Source organism: Anoxybacillus sp. PDR2, assembly GCF_009834045.1.
Classification (GTDB): Bacteria; Bacillota; Bacilli; order Bacillales; family Anoxybacillaceae; genus Anoxybacteroides; species Anoxybacteroides rupiense.
In genome coordinates, this window is sequence record NZ_CP047158.1 from 2,625,451 (window position 1) to 2,644,398 (window position 18,948).

Below are 18,948 nucleotides of genomic sequence, written 5' to 3' on the forward strand. Positions count from 1 at the left end.
TATGGTCTTCTTGTCGGTTTACACTATTCTACAGACCACAATTACCATTTTTCTTTTATTTTAATGCCTCACGTTTAGTTATTTTTTATCAAAATAAATTTTGAATTTAGCATTAGAGTTTTGTACCGCTGTCCAAGTTGACATTAACAAATATTCTATCTGAATTATTTCTGGTTTTGGAGTTCCCCCTTTCTGCTTTTCCTTCAGATAATCTTCCATTGAAAACATATTACCAAGCAACGCCCAAACATAAATATTTGAATCCTGTTGCAGGGAAATTTTTTTAATTTTATCCCATATTTTTTCTGCAGGTGTCCTTTTTGGATTAATAATCATTCTATTTTTCCTTACACAATAACTATCAGAATACCAATCTTTATCCCATCTATCGATATCTTTTGGTTTTCTTTGGCTTAGAGGATTTACATATTCTAAATTCTTAATTATTTGACCGCATATATCTTGAAATGCAGTAGCTGATAATCTAGCAGAATGCGCCTTACAATGTATGAAATATACAGCCTTATCTCTTTCATTTAAACCTATAAAATCTGCTATTTCCGTTCCTAGGTCTGTACAAATTAAATAATCCAGATTTTTTAAAACATTTGCTATTTCTTTAGAACCTTTATTTGAAAGGTTTAAATTTCTTGCATAATTTGAAACTAAATAGAATAAGGAGTTATAGTCCCATTTAGGCTTTATTACCTTGAGTTTATTTCCTCCTTTGTAATTTTTCCCTTTTTCGTTAAGTACTATACTTTTCTGTACTAGACTTTCCTTTTTTTCATATTCCACAAGGATATCCTGTAATCTATTGTCGTCGTTACTAATTCCAATCTCGTAAAAATCTCCTTTACAATAAACTGTTTTACAGTCCTTGGTTAGTATTTGAAAGCTCTGTAACTTATTTATATAAGAAATTAAATCTACTTTTTGAAAGTCAATATATATATATAAACGCCAATTTCCAATTCTTTTTAGCCGATACTGATATTTTGAGTTATCAAACTCTATTCCTAATTCGTACCTTTTCCCATCAGCCTCAATACTAAACTTCCAGTTTTCAATATCAAAACTTAACTTTTCAAAAAATACCCGATTATTTGAACCATCAAAAATTGCTCCTCTTAAAGGCTCATCGATGTCAATTAAAATATTTATAGGCTCTATGTTGGCTGGTGTTTTTGTTTTAGGGGCATACCTATCAAAAATTGCAGGCTTACTAGTTTTTGAGTTTAGTTTATTCGATAAGTAATCAATCCACGAAATATATTCCTGCAGAGAGAACAAATTAGAAGAATCAGAAACCCTCGAGTTACTAAACCCTATATACCTTGTCCTTGCCCGATTATCATGTCCAGAACTCACTCCATAAATAGTTGTGCAGAATTTATACTTGTCCGTGATAGTTGGAGAGACTAATTCTATATTTTCAGAAAATATAATTTCTCTCCTTATACTATTAGCAATAAATCCATTATTAACAGTTAACTGCTTAAAAGTGCTATTGTTATCAAAAAGCCTTTGTAGATTGTCTGCTGAAACTCTTTTATTATCTTCAACTATCTCATGAGGTATAATATCACTACTATCGTAATAAAAAAGTAACTTATCATTTATCTTTAACACACTTATTCCCAATTTCGGTTCAATAAAGTAATTATTTACGAGATATGGTGAACTTCTATAAATAGAGTAAACAACTACAAAAGTAAATAAACTAGAATTCTTAAGTTCATATACTATTTTAGCATTATGACCGATAAGTAGGTTATTTATCATGCATACACAGTAATCATCAAATTTTTTAAGCCCTTCTTCACTATAAAATATATTTGTTTTTAAGGGTAAACGGAAATTTTCAAGCAATTCTCCATCTAATTCTGATTTTAAATAATTTATTTTCCTCAGAAATCTATTATTTATATGCATAAAAGAAGGGAGATAAGAAATGAGTTTATTAAAATAATCATCATAATTAAAATTAATCAAATTTATATCCTCATCTAGTTTAGATTCATAATTTAAGTACTCTTTGTATAACTTTTCTTGGTCAATAGTACCGTCCCTATATATTACCAAACTCTCTGGAACTGTATCATTTTTTCGAATTACACGACCTACCTGTTGAATTAGAGACCTTACATCGTTAAAAGGTTGGTATATGGCTAATATCGAGAAATTATTATCATCAATTCCTTCAATTAATTTATTTTGGTGAACCCAATAGGTAGTAGATAATTCTTTAGGATTAGGCACATCCTTAAACAAACCATTATCGGTATCAGTTTTAAATGTTTCATGGATTGCTACTACCTCTTCGCCTTTTTTATTTAATAATTGTTTAGCTTTAAGCATATCATCTGCATTGTTAAATCGTAAAATAGTTTTGATACTTGTGTTATATTTTTCTTCAAGCTGCTTAGTTAAACGCACAATATAATCAATAAAATCCTCTAGTTTATCAACTCCCTGATATTTGATAAACCTTGGTTCTCTAATCTTATTTTCAGCAACGGCCCTATGAAATGAATAATTATAAATAAATTTATTATCTAAATAAAAGTTACTATTATCGTTTCTTAAAGGTGTCGCCGTAAATAGTATTACCTTTTTATTAAAGTCCCTAATAGTATGTTTCCATTTCTCAGCAGGTTCTCTATGCCCCTCATCGAAGATTATAAGATTTATCTTTTCTTTTAATTTTTTGAAATTTAGTGGGTCTTTTTCTTTAATATCATTTAAGGACTTTGTGGTACAAACAAAAATTGTACTACCTCTTGTTTTTAATAAATCTTCTATATTCCTTGGATATAGTTTTTCTATATCCTTAAGAGGTTTATTAAGGCCGAACTTTTTAACAAGTCCTTCTTGTAACTCTTTTCTCAACTGTTCAGTTACTCCCTTTGAGGGAGTAACAAGCAGAATGTTTTTAAACTTCTTATAATAGTTACTTACGTATGCAATAAGTAAAGTTTTTCCCGTGCCTGTTGGCATCTTTATAAGAGCATGTTTTTTCGTTTTACTTCTAAGATATTTATCTATCAACGCTATTGCATCTTGTTGAAAAGGATATAGTTTTTCAAATAATTCTACGTGGTTATCCAGTTTCAAAGCTAACTCCATCCTTTTTATTATCTAAATAATTAATACATAATTAGTCTAGCCTTCTATTTTTTATAAACCATATTAGAATATATCCTTTTACGAGTATGTATTCAGCAATAATATTATTGTCTACCTTTTAAGAAATAAATTTTCTTATTAACATTTAACAAGTTTATTAAAGGCTTCCATAATAAATAATATGTCCCCGCACCTATTAGATTAAATAAGTCCCTGTAACTTTTATAACAAAGACTGTTCTCTTCAACCTTCTTTTTATAACAAATTCAACTTTCCTTTTTATTACCTAATATTTTATTCAACCCTTTTTCCATATTTTTCTTCAATATATCACAAAACTTAACAAAAGTGCATATTTAGTTAGGTTATTGTAACCAAGTTTACTATTTGGAAAGCGAATATCTTTAACTAATAAAATCAAAATTTTATTAACTACCCTTCACCATGTGAAATTACTAATGAAAATCCATGTATTGCTTAAAGGGTAGCCATCATAGATAGCTACCCTTTAAGTTAATTATGTCCTTTACGCTATTTTGGAACGATGTGCTTACATAATTTGTTTAGATTTTTAAAGCCCTAATGCTTTAAGCCATTCCTCTTTAGGCTTTTCTTTCTCTTCAATTAATTGAGGGAAAAATTTCACTATATCTTTATTTATTTTATCTTCCTTTTCCTTTCGTTGCATAAAAGACTCTCTATATGCCTTCACATAGTCAAAGCTTTCGATGACTCGTTCGTTCATTAATTTTTCATTCGCTCTTTTTTGTGCTTCAACTGTATCTTTACGTCTACGTGCTTCTAAAATTACATTCTTTGAAAAATAACCTGCCCAATATTTCTCTGGCATACTATTTCTGCACTTAGATTCCATTTCCTTAACAACTATTTTGAAATTGTCTAATCCACAGATTTGAATTGCCTCATCTATCTTTGCCTTAGTTCCCTGATGCAAGACTAAGCCTCCTTTAACAAAAAACTCTAGAACCGAGAGGATGGATGGGTCTATATCAGTACTAGCACATTTTTGTTTAGGAGGTTTGGATACAGGTTCTTTTTTAGTCTCAACAGACGTTTCTAGTTTTTTCTTTCTTTCCTTTGAGATATAACCTGTCACTTTCGCCTCTGCAGTTGCCTCAATTACATCTTCCTTCTCGCTCCAACGGGAATAGATGTTTTTGGATATTTCATTAAGTGATACTGTCTCAAAGTAAATTAACTCATGTTCTTTCAGTATTTCGTTATACTTCATTACAGTCTTTGGATTGAAGCCAATAGCTTCAGCTATCTCTTCTATATTTGGATAACAAATACGTCTCTCATTCGCCTTTGCATTAATCATACCAAGAATATACAAGTATTGAAGAAGCAGCTTCGCTTTAGACTCCTTTATATCAATAAACAGTAGCTTATTTAAATCTTTCACATAGACCTTAATGAACCAATCCTTAACCTCTGGCACTTTGACATAGTAATGCTGTGAGCTTTTCATCTCTTCAACAGCTACATTGTTTTGCATTCGAAAGTCAGAATAGAAATTAAGCCTTAAAGCAATTGATAGATTAGATAATGCCTTCTTCATCTTATTCCTGTTCTCAGTTCTATTACTTACACCTAACATCTCTAATAACTGTGGCATATATAATACTGTAGTACCATCAATTAGAGAACCTTTACCAACAATTGCATAGATATAAACTTCATCTACTCCTAAGTCTAAAAGGCTCTTAGGTATCTTTATAAAATTATTTTTACTTTTTTCCACTCTTTTCATCTCCTTTTAACAATTTTTAGCTTCATGATGATTGCACCTCCTCCACACCCAGTGTTTTATTTTCCCGTTAACCATACGTAATACTAGTCCTGTACTACACACAAGCACTATATTGATGATGTTTCAAATAACAAGAAGTGTAAGCGAACAAATAAACAAAAGCTCGCCTGCGAGCGTCTATACTCTTATTATTTATTTCTTTCTTATTATCTCTTTATTTCTTTTTTATTAGAGTACCGTTCCATGTATAATTTTCTACATACCTTGATACTAAACATGAATTTATGTGTACAAATTTCTACACGAATTGGTCTAGCTCTGAGAACGAGTGTAGATATTTATACAGAAAATATTATTAGCTATGAGAAGCTCTTCAAATGCCCTACTCCTCAAGGAACAAACTGTTTTTTCCTCCCCCTTCCTAACGTATCAGTTTGTATTTCCTGCTCCGTAAATAAATTATACTAAATCACGAATATGCCATTTTAAGATAGATTCGTTATAAAAAAGCTAATGAAACTTGCAAAATCCCATGTCAAGAACTTTTTTTAAAAAATATTATATTTTTTGTTTTAAGGTGTAAGTTCGTATCGAATAAAGGCTTGTTTTTAAAGGTAAATTTACTTATTTCGCTTTTGAAAAAATAATTAAATATTGCCTCGTATTCTGCATTGTAAACACTGGAGAATCACACTCTTTCCTACAAACAGAAGTGTTAGTTATCCGTCTCGCATCGAAAATTTTTTACACTGTAGCGTGTGAGTTAACGTGCTACCTCCTATTTTCGTAACAAGAGGGATATAAAATGTAGAAAATAGGCCCTATCTTGTATCTGTCATTTGATTACCTACATACAAACATATCTCTAGTAATTAGACTTCAAAGTTAGATGTACACTCAGTTCTAAACGTATTTTGTTAGTAATAAACAGTTGTTCATATAAGGTTTCAAAAAGATATGAAGGACATTAACATGATATAATTAAATTAATAATTCTGATTAACTTTGTCCTAGAAACTGAGGGGGGAGAGATTATTTATATCTTAGAATTAACATCCCCAGGAACATGGCTAAAATTCGACAATGAGAAAGATGGTCAAGATATAAGAAATATGATTGAACATCTAGAGACACAATTGATTGAAGCAGCTATTAATCTTAGCTTATTTGAGTCAGCAAATCGTAATAGTCCTCCACCAAATATTGAAGATTGGGAAACAGATAGTAAACGAAAACAAGAGTTTGTTGAGAGATACCAAGCGGAATTTCAAATCTCTACCTTTGATACTGAAAGTTATCTCAAATTATATGAGCTTGCTGAAATTGACTTAAAACGGGAGAAATGGGCTAAAGGAGAATTACCAAGGAGTTACATACGTAGGTTTCCGTTTATCCACGCAAAGTCTTTCCTTTATAATCTTGATGCAATCGGAAACATCCTTAAGGTTTTATCAAAGATTAAAGGAGTCCCACAGGAGGTAATAAAAGCTAAAGAATCTTTTACCCTTAGTTTTCCTAACTTAAGAAAAGTTAGAAACTCCTCCCAACATATCGAAGACCGAGGAAGGGGATTAGGCATCGGACAGCAACCTCTTCAATTAAAACCTATTGATAATTTCTTCATAAAAGCAACTGGAGGTGTCCTCGTATTAGAAAGCCTAAACGGAAACTGTTTCGGAAGCACAATGGATAACGGAGAATATGGGGAGGTTGAGATAAGTTTAGATAGCCTGCTGATAGCAAGAGAATGTATACAAAACGTCATAAATGCTTTTGAATGGGAGGGACCTCCTCAACATCGTCCTTACTAAGCATCTAGGCAGGAAACTACATTTGCTCCATTCACTAACCTTAAGTATTGCGTGAAAATATCTTAAATTAACCATGTATAAAAAATGAAACCAGATGAATACTATGTGACAGATTGCTAGAATTACTGATATTTAGACTTCTATGGAGAATGATGCCCTAATAATCCTTAAAACTTTTCGGAAGCAGCATCTTCTCCTTTGATATTAAGAGATAATGCTAAAATTTGAATAAATCCATAGACAAAAACATCCTTTTTTATAACACACTATAAAATTACAATTTAATTAGAGTTGTGGTTAGCACAGTCAAAATGTTGACATGATTCAGGGCATTAGTTCAGTTGAGAAAGAACTGTACTAACAGTGCTTTAGTTATGTTTTAAAATTTTATATGGTCCAAAAAGTCTAATCTCCTAAAGGCAAGAGTTTAATCCTTTATATTGTTGGTTGGATATTCAAATCATAGTGTTTTTCTCATAGCAAGAGGGGGGTAAACACCCCCTCTCTTTCCAAACAAAAAAGCAACCTGTGATGGTTGCATGCTTACGCTTACTATATAAGAGCCTTTTGGCAATCAACTAGTGCCTGCGAAATACATTTATTAAAATGATACACTGAATTATCCATGTCACCTAAGAAGCAGTTCTGAACCGAAAAGTTCTGAACCGAAAACCTTCTCTACGTTTTCTTTTATCTGCTTTATTCTAAGTTCTACTTGTTCAATCTTCTGAAGAACTTGCTCTGCACTAGTCTTTCTAACCCGATATTGGTCGTAAATAGTTTGCTCATTTATTGTTTCTAATAGCTGTTGGATATAATGTATCTTTTGCTCTAATTGTTGATTTTGCAGCATCCCTCTCCCCGCTATTGGTTCGTAATAATAAAGGTATTCCTCTGAAGAAAGGTCGCCTTTCTTTGTATTACATCTTTTACAAGCACAAATACAATTTTTAAAACTCGATATACCACCTTTTGATTTAGGGATAATATGGTCGATAGTGATGCTAGACTAAATAGTGGACACCGAGAATCGAGAATGCGACAATAAATCTAGCAAAATCGAGGTGTCCGAAGATGAGTCAGAAATATGACAAAGAGTTCAAAATCCAAACCGTAAAAATGATTCAGGAACAGGGGAAGCCGGTGGCGCAGGTCGCCCGAGAATTGGGCGTATCCGACAATACTCTGTACCGCTGGATCAACGAATTCAAACAGGATCCGGTCCATGCGTTTCGCGGCAGCGGCAACCTGAAAATCGAGGAAAAAACCCTTCTCGAAAGGCAGAAACGAATCCGCCAACTCGAGATGGAGAACGAAATTTTAAAAAAGGCGATGCACATCTTCGCAAAAGACCGGAACGGATCTTTGCGTTTATCCACAAACACCGCTCCAAGTATCCGGTATCGGAGATGTGCAAGGTTTTGAACGTATCCCGGAGTGGTTATTATCAATGGACCAGGCGCCAGGAAAGCGAGCAAAAGAAACGTCGCCGAGAACTAGAACAACAGATTAGCCGTATCTTTGTGGACTCGCGTCGCCTGTACGGCAGCCCGAAGATCGCTCAAGTCTTGCGCCAGCAAGGTGTTCGGGTATCCGAAAAAACGGTCGCCCGCATCATGAAGGAACTGGGGCTTAAGTCGCGCACCGTCAAGACATACAAGACGACGACGAACTCGAACCACAATCTGCCAGTGCATGACAATGTGCTGAACCAGCAGTTCAGGGCACAAGCTCCCAATCAAGTCTGGATGGCGGACATCACTTACGTTCCGACAGACGAGGGATGGCTCTATGTCGCGAGCGTGATGGACTTGTACACGCGCAAAATCGTAGGCTGGCACGCCGATGAGCGAATGACCAAGGAATTGGTCCTGCAAGCTCTGGATCAGGCTTACAACCGTCAACGGCCGAAAGGCGAAGTCCTGCATCATTCCGATCGCGGCAGCCAATACGCATCTCATGAGTACCAAAAACGGCTCTTGAAATACGGGATGAAATGCAGCATGAGCCGCAAGGGCAACTGCTATGACAATGCCTGCATCGAATCGTTCCACAGCGTGCTCAAAAAGGAACTCGTCTATCTGGAGAAGTTCAGAACCCGCAAGGAAGCCCAAAGTCGGATTTTTGAATACATCGAGTTTTTCTACAACCGGAAACGCGTACATTCCGCTATCGGGTATCTTACACCTTTTCAATACGAACGAATGTACGGTCAAATTGCGTAATTTTCTCGATTCTGGCTGTCCAATCTATTGACAGAGGTCCACTTCAACAATTTTCAAATCATCCAACGACTGCATACAAATAACGCTTTGTAATCTTCGTGTCCTAGCAAGGGAGATAAGATGTAAAATATCCATACCTAGTTGAAATCGTTTTTGAATGAAGTAGTGACGTAGCCATATGGTCTAAATTTCTCCCTCCTCCTACTCTCACTCTTTCTACAACAGGACTTACAATTCATTCAATTACCTCAGAAATGACTCTTTGACAGGAAAACGCAAACAGAAAAAGAAGCGGAATTTCCGCTTCTTTCTTAAACATTAATATCTATCTTATTTTCCATTTAGCTAAAGGGCTATGCTGTTGATACTTCTTTGCAATTTCCTCTTTTGTTAGGTCCATATAAGCCTGTTCCGTGACTTTTACAGAGCTATGACCTAATATTCTGCTCAACGTATAAAAGTCGCCACCATTTAGCAAATACTGCCTTGCAAAATTGTTTCGTATCTGATGCGGATGAATAGACAATCCTATCCGCTCTCCCGCTTGTCTTAGTTGCTTTTCAAATGACTGTATAGTAAGCGGAGTGTTTCTTGTGGTTGGAAACAACAGTTCCGTATCTGTATATCTGTCCTTAAATCGTATGTAATGTTTTAGTTCCCTCGCCATTACCTGTGAAAAATACACGTACCGTTCTTTTCGCCCTTTTGTTTTAGTAACCAATATCATTCGATGCTTAAAATCAATATCATCAACCGTTAAAGCAAGACACTCACCAATTCTCATTCCTGTATCCTGCAACAGCATGGTAATGACTTTGTTTCTATACCCATGAAACGTGGTGTAATCAAATTGACTAAGCAACAAATTAAATTCCTCTTGGCTAATTGCCGCTTTTTGCTTCCTTTCCGTTTTAATCTGCTCGATTTTGTCCACAGGGTTCTTATGGATTTCTCCTTCTTCATGCAACCAGTTAAAGAACACTTTAATGTTTCGAATGTAATTGTTAATGGTGACATTGGATATTCTCTTTTTGTAGTCTCTTCGGTTCTCAGGTCGATTAATTAACTTCGATGCTTCCCTGTTGACTACCGTGTATTTTCCTCTTTCTTGAAGGTAAGCAACATACTGTCTGATATGTCCAGTACGAACAGCCCCCACCTCTTCAATCCCATGTTCATGTTTTAAATAAGCGATAAACAGCTTTAATGATTGTTCATATGATGACAGGGTTTTCGATGATAAGTTTTTGCTTTGGCAATACAACAAAAAATCCTGTAAATAAAAGTCTAATTCGCTTAGTTTCATGATTTAACCTCCCCATCTCAATAAAAAGAAATACCCAATAAATCATTCGATTTATTGGGTGAGATGGAAAAAGTTTATTGGTTTAAAATCCGAGTTTTAGTACATTTTATAAAAATTGGTTGGCTTAGCCTTTACACCTAAACCCTTGATACACTTACTCTTAACTCGCCTTATGCTCCAGTCTCAGCTTATCCGCCACCATCGCAATAAATTCCGAGTTGGTTGGTTTCGCTTTCGACATGCTGACGGTGTAGCCGAACAGCGAGGAAATCGACTCGATGTTACCGCGGCTCCAAGCGACCTCAATCGCATGGCGAATCGCCCGCTCGACGCGACTGGCGGTTGTATTATATTTTTTTGCAATGTCTGGATAAAGCACTTTCGTAATCGAACCAAGCAATTCGATATCATTATATACCATCGAAATCGCTTCACGGAGATATAAGTATCCTTTAATGTGAGCCGGTACACCGATTTCATGAATGATGCTCGTAATGCTTGCATCTAGATTTTTTGGCTTGCTTTCACGCACTTGATAAGAGGACACCGCTTTTTTCACAAGAGGAGTCGTTTTTCCATGCACTTGACGAATGTGATGAACTAAATTTTCCATATCAAACGGCTTTAAAATAAAATAAGAAGCGCCTAAATCAACGGCTTTTTTGGTTACATCCTCTTGACCAAAAGCGGTTAGCATAATGACATTCGGCTGTTTTTCCCGCTTCATGCGCATCTTCTCAAGAACAGCCAATCCGTCCAAATGAGGCATAATAATATCGAGTAGCAATATATCCGCTTGCTTTTCTTCAAGCATATGTAAGCAGTCTTGGCCATTATAAGCTGCGCCAACGACCTCCATGTCATCTTGATTGGAAATATATTCTTCTAATAAGCTTACTAATTCGCGATTATCATCCGCAATACACACTTTAATCTTCAAGAAAATCTTCCTCCCCGCTTCCAATTCATCATTTTTTCTTCCTTAAAATTCATTCGACAGCGTCAGCAAAAATCCTTTATTTTTTCAAAAATAAGTATCTTTTTAAAATTCATCAATAACCGTTCCATTTCGACGCAGAACCCCTCATTTCTTTGTCGAAAAATCTTCGTATTTTTATTTTAACGAATTGTTCAACAAATATCTATGCAAACAACAAAAAAATATTGACTTTTTTTTGCCTTTTTTCAAACAAAAAGCGAGCATTTGTCAGCTCGCTTTTTGTTTGGATCCATATATATCAATTCCCGCCTCATTCAACATCCATTCAATGTGCACGCCGTATCCTGACGTTGGATCATTTACAAACACATGTGTGACTGCTCCGATTAGCTTCCCATCCTGAATAATAGGACTGCCGCTCATTCCTTGCACAATTCCTCCCGTTTTCTTCAGTAGCCGAGGGTCAGTGACACGGATGACAAGTCCTTTTGTTGCCGGGAACTTTTGCGGAACTGAATTGACGATTTCAACGTCAAACGCCTCCACTCGGTCGTTTTCAATCACCGTCAGCATTTTTGCTGGCCCTTTTTTTACTTGGCTCGACAAAGCCACTGGCATTGGTTTATCATACAATTCATTTGGCACTGATTTCGATAATTTTCCAAAAATCCCAAAAGGACTGTTTGTTGTGATATTCCCAATGATTTCTTTATCTTTGGAAAATCTTGCGAGCTTTTCACCTGGATTTCCGCTGCTTCCTTTCTCAATCGAGGTGACTGTCGACTTCATAATTTGTCCATTTTGAACGATAATCGGTTTTTTTGTATCCATATCTGAGATCACGTGTCCAAGTGCTCCGTACTTCTTGGAAATGGGGTCAAAAAAGGTCATCGTTCCGATACCAGCAGCCGAATCACGGATATATAAGCCGATGCGATAAGCGTGGTCATGCTTGTCTTTTAATGGGGTTAGTTTCGTCGCTATCGAACGTTGATCGCGAATAAGCTGCAAGTCCAATGGCTGTCCTGTTTTCCCTGACTTTTCAATAAAAGGAGAGAGGTCGCTCATATTTTCGATTTTTTTCCCATTGACACTTGTAATCATATCTCCAACTTGGATTCCAGCCAATTCTCCCGGTGATTTTTTTCCGCTTTCTGTATCAACAAGGTGATAGCCGACCACAAGAACTCCTAGTGTATTTAATTTCACACCGATCGATTGTCCTCCAGGAATCACTTTCAAGCTTGGGAGCGCTTTAACGTCAATCTGCTTAATGGGCACTCCTCCCATATTTAACACTACCTTCTCTTCATCAGGCTGCTTCGCCTCAACGGTAAGGGTATCGTCTGCTTTCTCAAGCTCAATGGAATGAGAAGCGTCTTTCACCTCTGCATGAACAGGAAGAGCAGAAGCGAATGTTGCTTTTTCTCCTTCAAACATCACCATTTGCTTTGGAATGCGTAAATACTCCCTTACCGGCTTCGATGTACTGATTAATACGAATGAAACAAGGAGAAAGATCCCCATCATTTTTCTTATTGTTTCTGCGTTCAAACCTTTTCACTCTCCTCGCTCCCACCTACACCTTCAAAATGTGACTACAATCTTAATTTTGCCTTAATCCTCATAAATATAATCGTTTTTGCTAATAAAAAAAGCTACCCATAATGGATAGCCTTTCATCCTTTGATTTTTGCTGCTAATTCAAGCAGCTCTTTCGCGTGTTCCTTTGTCAGCTCTGTAATTTCCACCCCAGAAATCATTCGGCCAATTTCCTTAATTTTTTCATCTTCTGTAAGCGCTTTGACCGATGTTTTGGTTCGATTTCCGTCTGTTTCCTTAGAAATGAGCAAATGCGTATCCGCCATCGCTGCGACTTGCGGCAAGTGGGAGATGCAAAGCACCTGTGAGCCGACAGACACACGATAAATTTTTTCAGCAATCGCCTGCGCCACGCGTCCGCTCACTCCCGTATCCACTTCATCAAAAATGATCGATGTAACGCCTTGATGCTTAGAAAAAATACTCTTTAAGGCCAGCATGATGCGAGACAGTTCGCCTCCTGAAGCGACTTTGGCGAGAGGTTTTAACGGCTCGCCAACGTTTGTTGAAATATAAAATTCGGCGACATCAACACCGTCCTCTTGAAATTTGACAGGCACGCCATCAATTAACGGAGCATCAAGCAAGCCCTCCCGTTTGCTAAAAACAATATCGAACTGCGTCTTTTCCATATACAAATCTTTGAGTTCTTGATAAATGTGCTGAACCAGCGTTTGGGCATGCTTCATTCGCACAGCGGTAACATTTTTCGCCTCAATCAGTAAATCTTCTGTTACAGATTGCAGTTCTTTTTGAAGCTGATGAATATGCGTATCGCGATTTTGGATCGTATCAAGCTCTTGGGCAATTTTTTCTGCATATTGCAAAATATCGGCGACTGTCTGTCCATATTTTCGTTTTAAATGATTAATTTCATTCAGGCGTCCTTCAATAAAATCAAGGCGGTTCGGATCATATTCCAACTGCTCTAATTGATCGCGCAATTTATAAGCCATTTCTTCGAGTAAATAATAGCTGTTGGCGATCGTTTCATGCATTTCTCTCAAGCCGGCATCAATGTGAGCAACGTCATCTAAATGGCTCATCGTAAGCCCGATCCAATCAAGCCCGCGCTGTTCTCCATATAGCGCTTCGTAACTATTCTTTAACGCTTCATATATTTTTTGGAAGTTCACAATCTTTACTTTTTCTTCCATTAATTGTTCATCTTCATTTGGCTGCAAGCCGGCTTTTTGAATCTCATCAAGCTGAAATGTGAGCAAATCAAGGCGGTGCGCCATTTGCTGTTCATTTTCATTCAATTTTTGCAGCTGTTTTTTTAACTGTTCATATTTTCGATACACCGCTTGATACTCTTCGAGGGCCGAAGCAATTTCTGCGCCTCCATATTCATCAAGCAACGGCAAATGCCGGCTGGAATCCATTAATTCCTGATGTTCATGCTGCCCATGGATATCGACAAGAGTAGAGCCAATTTCGCGCAAAATTCCCATCGTCACCAATTTGCCATTCACGCGGCAAACGCTTTTTCCGCTTACCGAAATCTCTCGGCGCAGAATGACCATCCCTTCGCTAATATCAATGCCCACTTCTGCACATTTTTGATAGCAGGGATGCGTTTCTTCTTCTAATAAAAACAGTCCTTCAATTTCCGCTTTCTCTTCGCCGTAGCGAACAAATTCAGCGGAACCACGCCCACCAATCAACAAATGGATGGCATCAATAATAATGGACTTTCCGGCTCCTGTCTCCCCTGTCAGCACTGTCAAGCCTTTCTCAAAGGAGATCGACAGAGACTCAATAATGGCAAAATTTTTAATTGATAATTCCGCAAGCACCTTGGAATCACCTCATACTATAGCATGTCTAATAAGCGCTGCGAGATTTTTTCGGTATCCTCTGGAGTACGGCAAATAATCAAGCATGTATCATCACCGCAAATCGTTCCAACAATCTCCGTCCAATCAAGATTATCAAGCAAAGCGCCGATTGCATGAGCGTTTCCAGGCAACGTTTTCATTACAAGCATATGCCCTGCGCCATCAATTTTGACAAACGCATCCATTAAAGCACGTTTTAATTTTTGCAACGGGTTAAAACGCTGATCAGCAGGAAGGCTATATTTATACCGGCCGTTCATCATCGGCACCTTTACAAGCTGCAATTCTTTAATATCGCGTGAAACCGTTGCCTGCGTGACATTAAAGCCAGCCTCCTTCAGCATATCGACTAGCTCATCCTGCGTTTCCACTTCATAATTCGTAATAATTTCGCGAATCTTAATGTGCCTTTGTCCTTTATTCAAGATTAACACCTCACACTTGTCCTCATTTATCGCAAAAACGGGAATAACGCTTTTGTTATTCCCTTTCCTCAGCGCCCGCTTTTAATTCACTATGAGCCTGTTTGACAATGTCAGCTGGCCGCTTCGACAGTTTATTTTTGCCCGCTTCTTGTTCTCCTTCCCAACGAAGGTGAAGCAAAAACTCAATGTTTCCGTCTCCTCCCGTAATCGGAGAGTAGGATAAATCAAGTGCATCATAGCCTTCGCTAAGAGCGAAGTCAATGATGGAAACAAGAACGAGTTCATGGATGCTAGGATCACGGACAATTCCTTTTTTTCCGACATGCTCCTTTCCCGCTTCAAACTGCGGCTTGACAAGAGCGATGACATCGCTTTCTGGAACGAGCACGGTTTTTAATACAGGCAAAATCAGCTTAAGCGAAATAAACGATACATCGATCGTTGCTATTTCTGGAAGCCCTTTAGTAAAATGAGCAGGAGTAACATAGCGGAAATTCGTTCGTTCCATCACGACAACCCTCTCATCTTGCCGAAGCTTCCACGCTAATTGATTATATCCCACATCAAGCGCATATGACATTTTCGCTCCGTTTTGCAACGCGCAGTCCGTAAATCCCCCGGTCGATGCACCGATATCCAAAAGAATTTTATCCTTTACGCTTACATCAAATAGGCGCAACGCTTTTTCAAGCTTTAATCCGCCTCGGCTCACATAGGGCAAAGCATTTCCTTTCACAGTAAGCGGAATGTCGGCAGGCACCTTTTCTCCCGGCTTGTCTAGGCGCATTTCATTAGAATAGACAAGCCCTGCCATAATCGCCCGTTTGGCTTTTTCCCGCGTTTCCATTAATCCTCGTTCAACTAATAACACATCCACACGTTCTTTTTTTCCTTTCATCTCTCATGCCCTTTTTTGTTTTCTCGGTATGATCTTCTTAACGCGATCAACGACATGCGCGGTTGTTAAACCGATTTCCTGAAGCAGTTCTTTCACGCTTCCATGCTCAATAAAGCGATCCGGGATGCCCATGCGCTGGATCATCGCTTGATGGTAGCCGTGATCATGAGCAAACTCCAGCACCGCACTACCAAATCCCCCCATGAGTGCCGCTTCTTCAATCGTTAGCATCGGTATACCACTTTCCAGCAACTCATGCAGCATCAATTCATCCATTGGTTTAATAAATCTTGCATTGACCACTTTGACCGATATATTTTCCTTTGCCAGCTTTTCGGCGGCTTCTAATGCCATCGGAACGGTCGTTCCAAACGTTAAAATGGCAATATCGCGACCTTCGCGCAGCGTTTCCCATGTTCCGATCGGGATGGCATGAAGTTCTTCATCCATCTTTACTCCAAGCCCGTTTCCGCGCGGAAAGCGAAGCGCAATCGGCCCATCATCATATTGAATCGCCGTATAAACCATATGTTGGCCTTCATTTTCATCCTTTGGCATCATCAGCACAAGGTTCGGCACATGCCGCAAAAAGGCAATGTCAAATACCCCCTGGTGCGTTTCGCCATCTGCGCCGACAAGACCGGCACGGTCAATCGCAAAAAACACGTTTAAATTTTGTCTACAGACATCATGGACCACTTGGTCATACGCCCGTTGCAAAAATGTAGAATAAATCGCTAAAAATGGTTTCATGCCTTGTGTAGCCAGTCCTGCTGCCAAAGTGGTCGCATGCTGCTCGGCAATGCCAACATCATACATGCGGTCCGGAAACTCAGCAGCAAAGCCTTCCAGCTTGGAGCCGACAGGCATAGCTGGAGTAATGGCAACAATACGTTCGTCTGTACGTGCAAGCTTTCTTACTGTTTCGCTTACTAACTTACTCCATGATGGAGCTTGGTCGGCCGACTTTAAAAAGTCCCCTGTTTCAATTTTATAAGGACCTGTCCCATGCCATGTGCCCGTTTTATCGTTTTCCGCTGGCTCATATCCCTTTCCTTTTTTCGTGATGACATGAAGCAAAACCGGACCTTTGATTTTTTTGGCATAATGCAAATTCTCAAACAGATCATCAAAATCATGGCCATTTACTGGTCCAAGATACGTAAAGCCCAGCTCTTCAAAAAACACGCCGGAAACAAGCAAATACTTTAAGCTATCCTTTAGACGTTCAGCTGTTGCCGCAATTTTTCCGCCCACAGCCGGAATTTTTTTTAAAAGCATTTCCAGTTCGTCTTTTACCCATTGATATTTCCCTGCTGTGCGCAAGCGACCTAGCACATTATGAAGCGCCCCGACATTCGGAGCAATCGACATTTCATTATCGTTGAGAATGACGATCATATCTTTTTTCTCATGTCCGATATGATTCAATGCTTCAAGTGCCATTCCTCCGGTAAGAGCACCATCGCCAATAATAGGAACAATATATTCATCCGTTCCTTTTAAATCACGGGCAATGGCCATGCCCATCGCCGCAGATAGCGAGGTTGAGCTGTGTCCTGTTTCCCACACATCATGATCGCTTTCACTCCGCTTTGGAAAGCCGCAAAGTCCTTTATATTGCCGCAATGTATCAAATTCATTCGCACGTCCAGTTAAAATTTTATGAACATAAGATTGGTGACCGACATCCCAAATCAGTTTATCTTTCGGGCTGTCAAAGACTTTATGGAGCGCGATTGTTAACTCGACAACCCCAAGATTCGGGCCGATATGTCCACCTGTTTTCGAGAGCTTCTCTACTAGAAATTGACGAATATTCGCGCTCAATTGAATCAGTTCTTCTTTTGACATCGACTTCAAAAAGCGCGGATTAGTAATATTGGTTAGCTCCAAACGAGATCACTCGCTTTCGTTTTATCACTGATATCATATAAAGATTACTTATTATTATACATGATAAATGGTTAAAGAAAAATGTCCCGCTGCGATTTCATCAGACAGGCGAAAAAAGAGCCGCTAACACAAATGTGATAACGGCACGTGGTCTCCATTTTCTTAGTATAACATAATAGCATCAGAATATCGAATCAACCATTTTCAAAATCCGTCCTGAAATGTTAATAGTCACGGGTAGCGACCAAATCGCATATATAGCGCAATATTTCTTCCTGAACACGAGCGGCCTTCAAACAATGCTTCGCTGCTTCTATGTGAAAATACAGCTTTTCTTTTGCGCCATCCATCGTTAATAGCGATGGGTACGTGACTTTTTCGTTTTCAATATCGCTTCCGACTTTTTTTCCCATTTTCTCTTCTGTTCCTTCAATATCCAGAATGTCATCGCGAATTTGAAAGGCAAGCCCTAAATGGGAAGCGAACTCGTCAAGCTGTGCAACTTGCGCATCGTCTGCGCCCGCTAACCAAGCGCCAGCTAATACGCTATATTGCAGCATTTTTCCTGTTTTATGACGATGAATGTATTCTAATTGCGAAAGCGACAACGGCTGTCCTTCCCCTTCGATATCGGCCATTTGCCCAGCTACCATTCCTTCTGGCCCCGCTGCTTTAGCCAGTTCAGCGATCAGTTTGAGCTTTACTTCTGCGGACACGCGGTTGTCCATGCCAGCAATCAATTGAAATGCGTATGTAAGCAATCCATCTCCTGCCAAAATGGCAGTCGCTTCACCAAACACTTTATGATTCGTTGGTTTCCCTCTGCGCAAATCATCATTATCCATACATGGCAGGTCGTCATGAATAAGGGAATACGTATGAATCATTTCAATGGCACATGCGACAGGGAGTCCAATTTCGCTTTTCTTTCCAAATGCATGCAGCGTTGCGAATAAAAGCAATGGACGAATTCGTTTTCCGCCTGCTTCAAGCGAGTACAACATAGCATCCTTTAGCGTATCCGGGGCATCAAGCCCGGCAATATAGGCGGAAAGCGCTGCGTCGATGCGCGGTTTGTTTTCATTTAAAAATTGCTCTATC

At 38.3% G+C, this 18,948-nt stretch carries 13 protein-coding genes and 1 pseudogene; 2 read left to right on the top strand and 12 right to left on the bottom strand.

Features of this window, described 5'->3' with window-relative positions; all coding sequences use genetic code 11:
* Positions 1 to 78: 78 nt before the first annotated feature.
* Both GRQ40_RS12635 and GRQ40_RS12640 read right to left on the bottom strand, forming a co-directional pair.
* The gene (locus GRQ40_RS12635) at positions 79 to 3,117 is read right to left on the bottom strand and encodes a DEAD/DEAH box helicase (RefSeq protein WP_159720125.1); all 3,039 of its coding nucleotides are present in this window, start codon (positions 3,115 to 3,117) and stop codon (positions 79 to 81) included.
* A 583-nt stretch (positions 3,118 to 3,700) separates the two neighbouring features.
* Positions 3,701 to 4,894: a helix-turn-helix domain-containing protein gene (locus GRQ40_RS12640; RefSeq protein ID WP_159720126.1), complete on the bottom strand. Its 1,194-nt coding sequence runs from the start codon at positions 4,892 to 4,894 to the stop codon at positions 3,701 to 3,703.
* A gap of 1,121 nt (positions 4,895 to 6,015) precedes the next feature.
* On the opposite strand from GRQ40_RS12640, the gene GRQ40_RS12645 reads away from it, so the two are divergent.
* On the top strand, positions 6,016 to 6,714 hold the full coding sequence (locus GRQ40_RS12645) for a hypothetical protein (protein ID WP_159720127.1): 699 nt from the start codon (positions 6,016 to 6,018) through the stop codon (positions 6,712 to 6,714).
* Positions 6,715 to 7,342: 628 nt separating this feature from the next.
* Here the strand turns inward: GRQ40_RS12645 and GRQ40_RS18595 are convergent.
* A complete protein-coding gene (locus tag GRQ40_RS18595; protein ID WP_236546316.1) occupies positions 7,343 to 7,567 on the bottom strand; it encodes a hypothetical protein in 225 nt (74 codons plus the stop codon).
* A 63-nt stretch (positions 7,568 to 7,630) separates the two neighbouring features.
* Positions 7,631 to 7,717, bottom strand: a pseudogene (locus GRQ40_RS19050) (HNH endonuclease); the annotation flags it as partial.
* Positions 7,718 to 7,788: 71 nt separating this feature from the next.
* On the opposite strand from GRQ40_RS19050, the gene GRQ40_RS12655 reads away from it, so the two are divergent.
* A protein-coding gene (locus GRQ40_RS12655) for an IS3 family transposase (RefSeq protein ID WP_201295959.1) occupies positions 7,789 to 8,939 on the top strand; the annotation gives its coding sequence in 2 pieces (ribosomal slippage) (positions 7,789 to 8,044 and positions 8,044 to 8,939; 1,152 coding nt in all).
* A gap of 325 nt (positions 8,940 to 9,264) precedes the next feature.
* On the opposite strand, the gene GRQ40_RS12660 is transcribed toward GRQ40_RS12655, so the two are convergent.
* From GRQ40_RS12660 to GRQ40_RS12695, 8 genes are all read right to left on the bottom strand, one after another.
* Positions 9,265 to 10,245: a tyrosine-type recombinase/integrase gene (locus GRQ40_RS12660; RefSeq protein ID WP_159720128.1), complete on the bottom strand. Its 981-nt coding sequence runs from the start codon at positions 10,243 to 10,245 to the stop codon at positions 9,265 to 9,267.
* Between the two features lie 160 nt (positions 10,246 to 10,405).
* Positions 10,406 to 11,185 carry a sporulation transcription factor Spo0A gene (gene spo0A / locus GRQ40_RS12665; protein ID WP_044744466.1) on the bottom strand — a complete coding sequence of 260 codons (780 nt, stop codon included), beginning with the start codon at positions 11,183 to 11,185 and terminating at the stop codon, positions 10,406 to 10,408.
* 267 nt (positions 11,186 to 11,452) lie between these two features.
* Positions 11,453 to 12,739: a SpoIVB peptidase gene (gene spoIVB, locus GRQ40_RS12670; protein WP_044744467.1), complete on the bottom strand. Its 1,287-nt coding sequence runs from the start codon at positions 12,737 to 12,739 to the stop codon at positions 11,453 to 11,455.
* Positions 12,740 to 12,864: 125 nt separating this feature from the next.
* Positions 12,865 to 14,586, bottom strand: coding sequence for a DNA repair protein RecN (gene recN, locus GRQ40_RS12675; protein WP_044744468.1), 1,722 nt, complete (start codon positions 14,584 to 14,586; stop codon positions 12,865 to 12,867).
* Positions 14,587 to 14,603: 17 nt separating this feature from the next.
* A complete protein-coding gene (gene ahrC / locus GRQ40_RS12680) occupies positions 14,604 to 15,053 on the bottom strand; it encodes a transcriptional regulator AhrC/ArgR (RefSeq protein ID WP_044744684.1) in 450 nt (149 codons plus the stop codon).
* Positions 15,054 to 15,108: 55 nt separating this feature from the next.
* Positions 15,109 to 15,951 carry a TlyA family RNA methyltransferase gene (locus GRQ40_RS12685; RefSeq protein ID WP_044744469.1) on the bottom strand — a complete coding sequence of 281 codons (843 nt, stop codon included), beginning with the start codon at positions 15,949 to 15,951 and terminating at the stop codon, positions 15,109 to 15,111.
* 3 nt (positions 15,952 to 15,954) lie between these two features.
* On the bottom strand, positions 15,955 to 17,847 hold the full coding sequence (gene dxs / locus GRQ40_RS12690) for a 1-deoxy-D-xylulose-5-phosphate synthase (RefSeq protein WP_066145743.1): 1,893 nt from the start codon (positions 17,845 to 17,847) through the stop codon (positions 15,955 to 15,957).
* Between the two features lie 224 nt (positions 17,848 to 18,071).
* Complete coding sequence (locus tag GRQ40_RS12695; RefSeq protein ID WP_066146533.1) at positions 18,072 to 18,947, bottom strand: polyprenyl synthetase family protein; 876 nt, start codon at positions 18,945 to 18,947, stop codon at positions 18,072 to 18,074.
* Between the last annotated feature and the right edge of the window lies 1 nt (position 18,948).

Coding starts and splice junctions, on each gene's coding strand:
- GRQ40_RS12645 (WP_159720127.1), top strand. CDS start 6,016: ATGATTGAACATCTAGAGACACAATTGATTGAAGCAGCTATTAATCTT.
- GRQ40_RS18595 (WP_236546316.1), bottom strand. CDS start 7,567: ATGCTGCAAAATCAACAATTAGAGCAAAAGATACATTATATCCAACAG.
- GRQ40_RS12660 (WP_159720128.1), bottom strand. CDS start 10,245: ATGAAACTAAGCGAATTAGACTTTTATTTACAGGATTTTTTGTTGTAT.
- GRQ40_RS12685 (WP_044744469.1), bottom strand. CDS start 15,951: ATGAAAGGAAAAAAAGAACGTGTGGATGTGTTATTAGTTGAACGAGGA.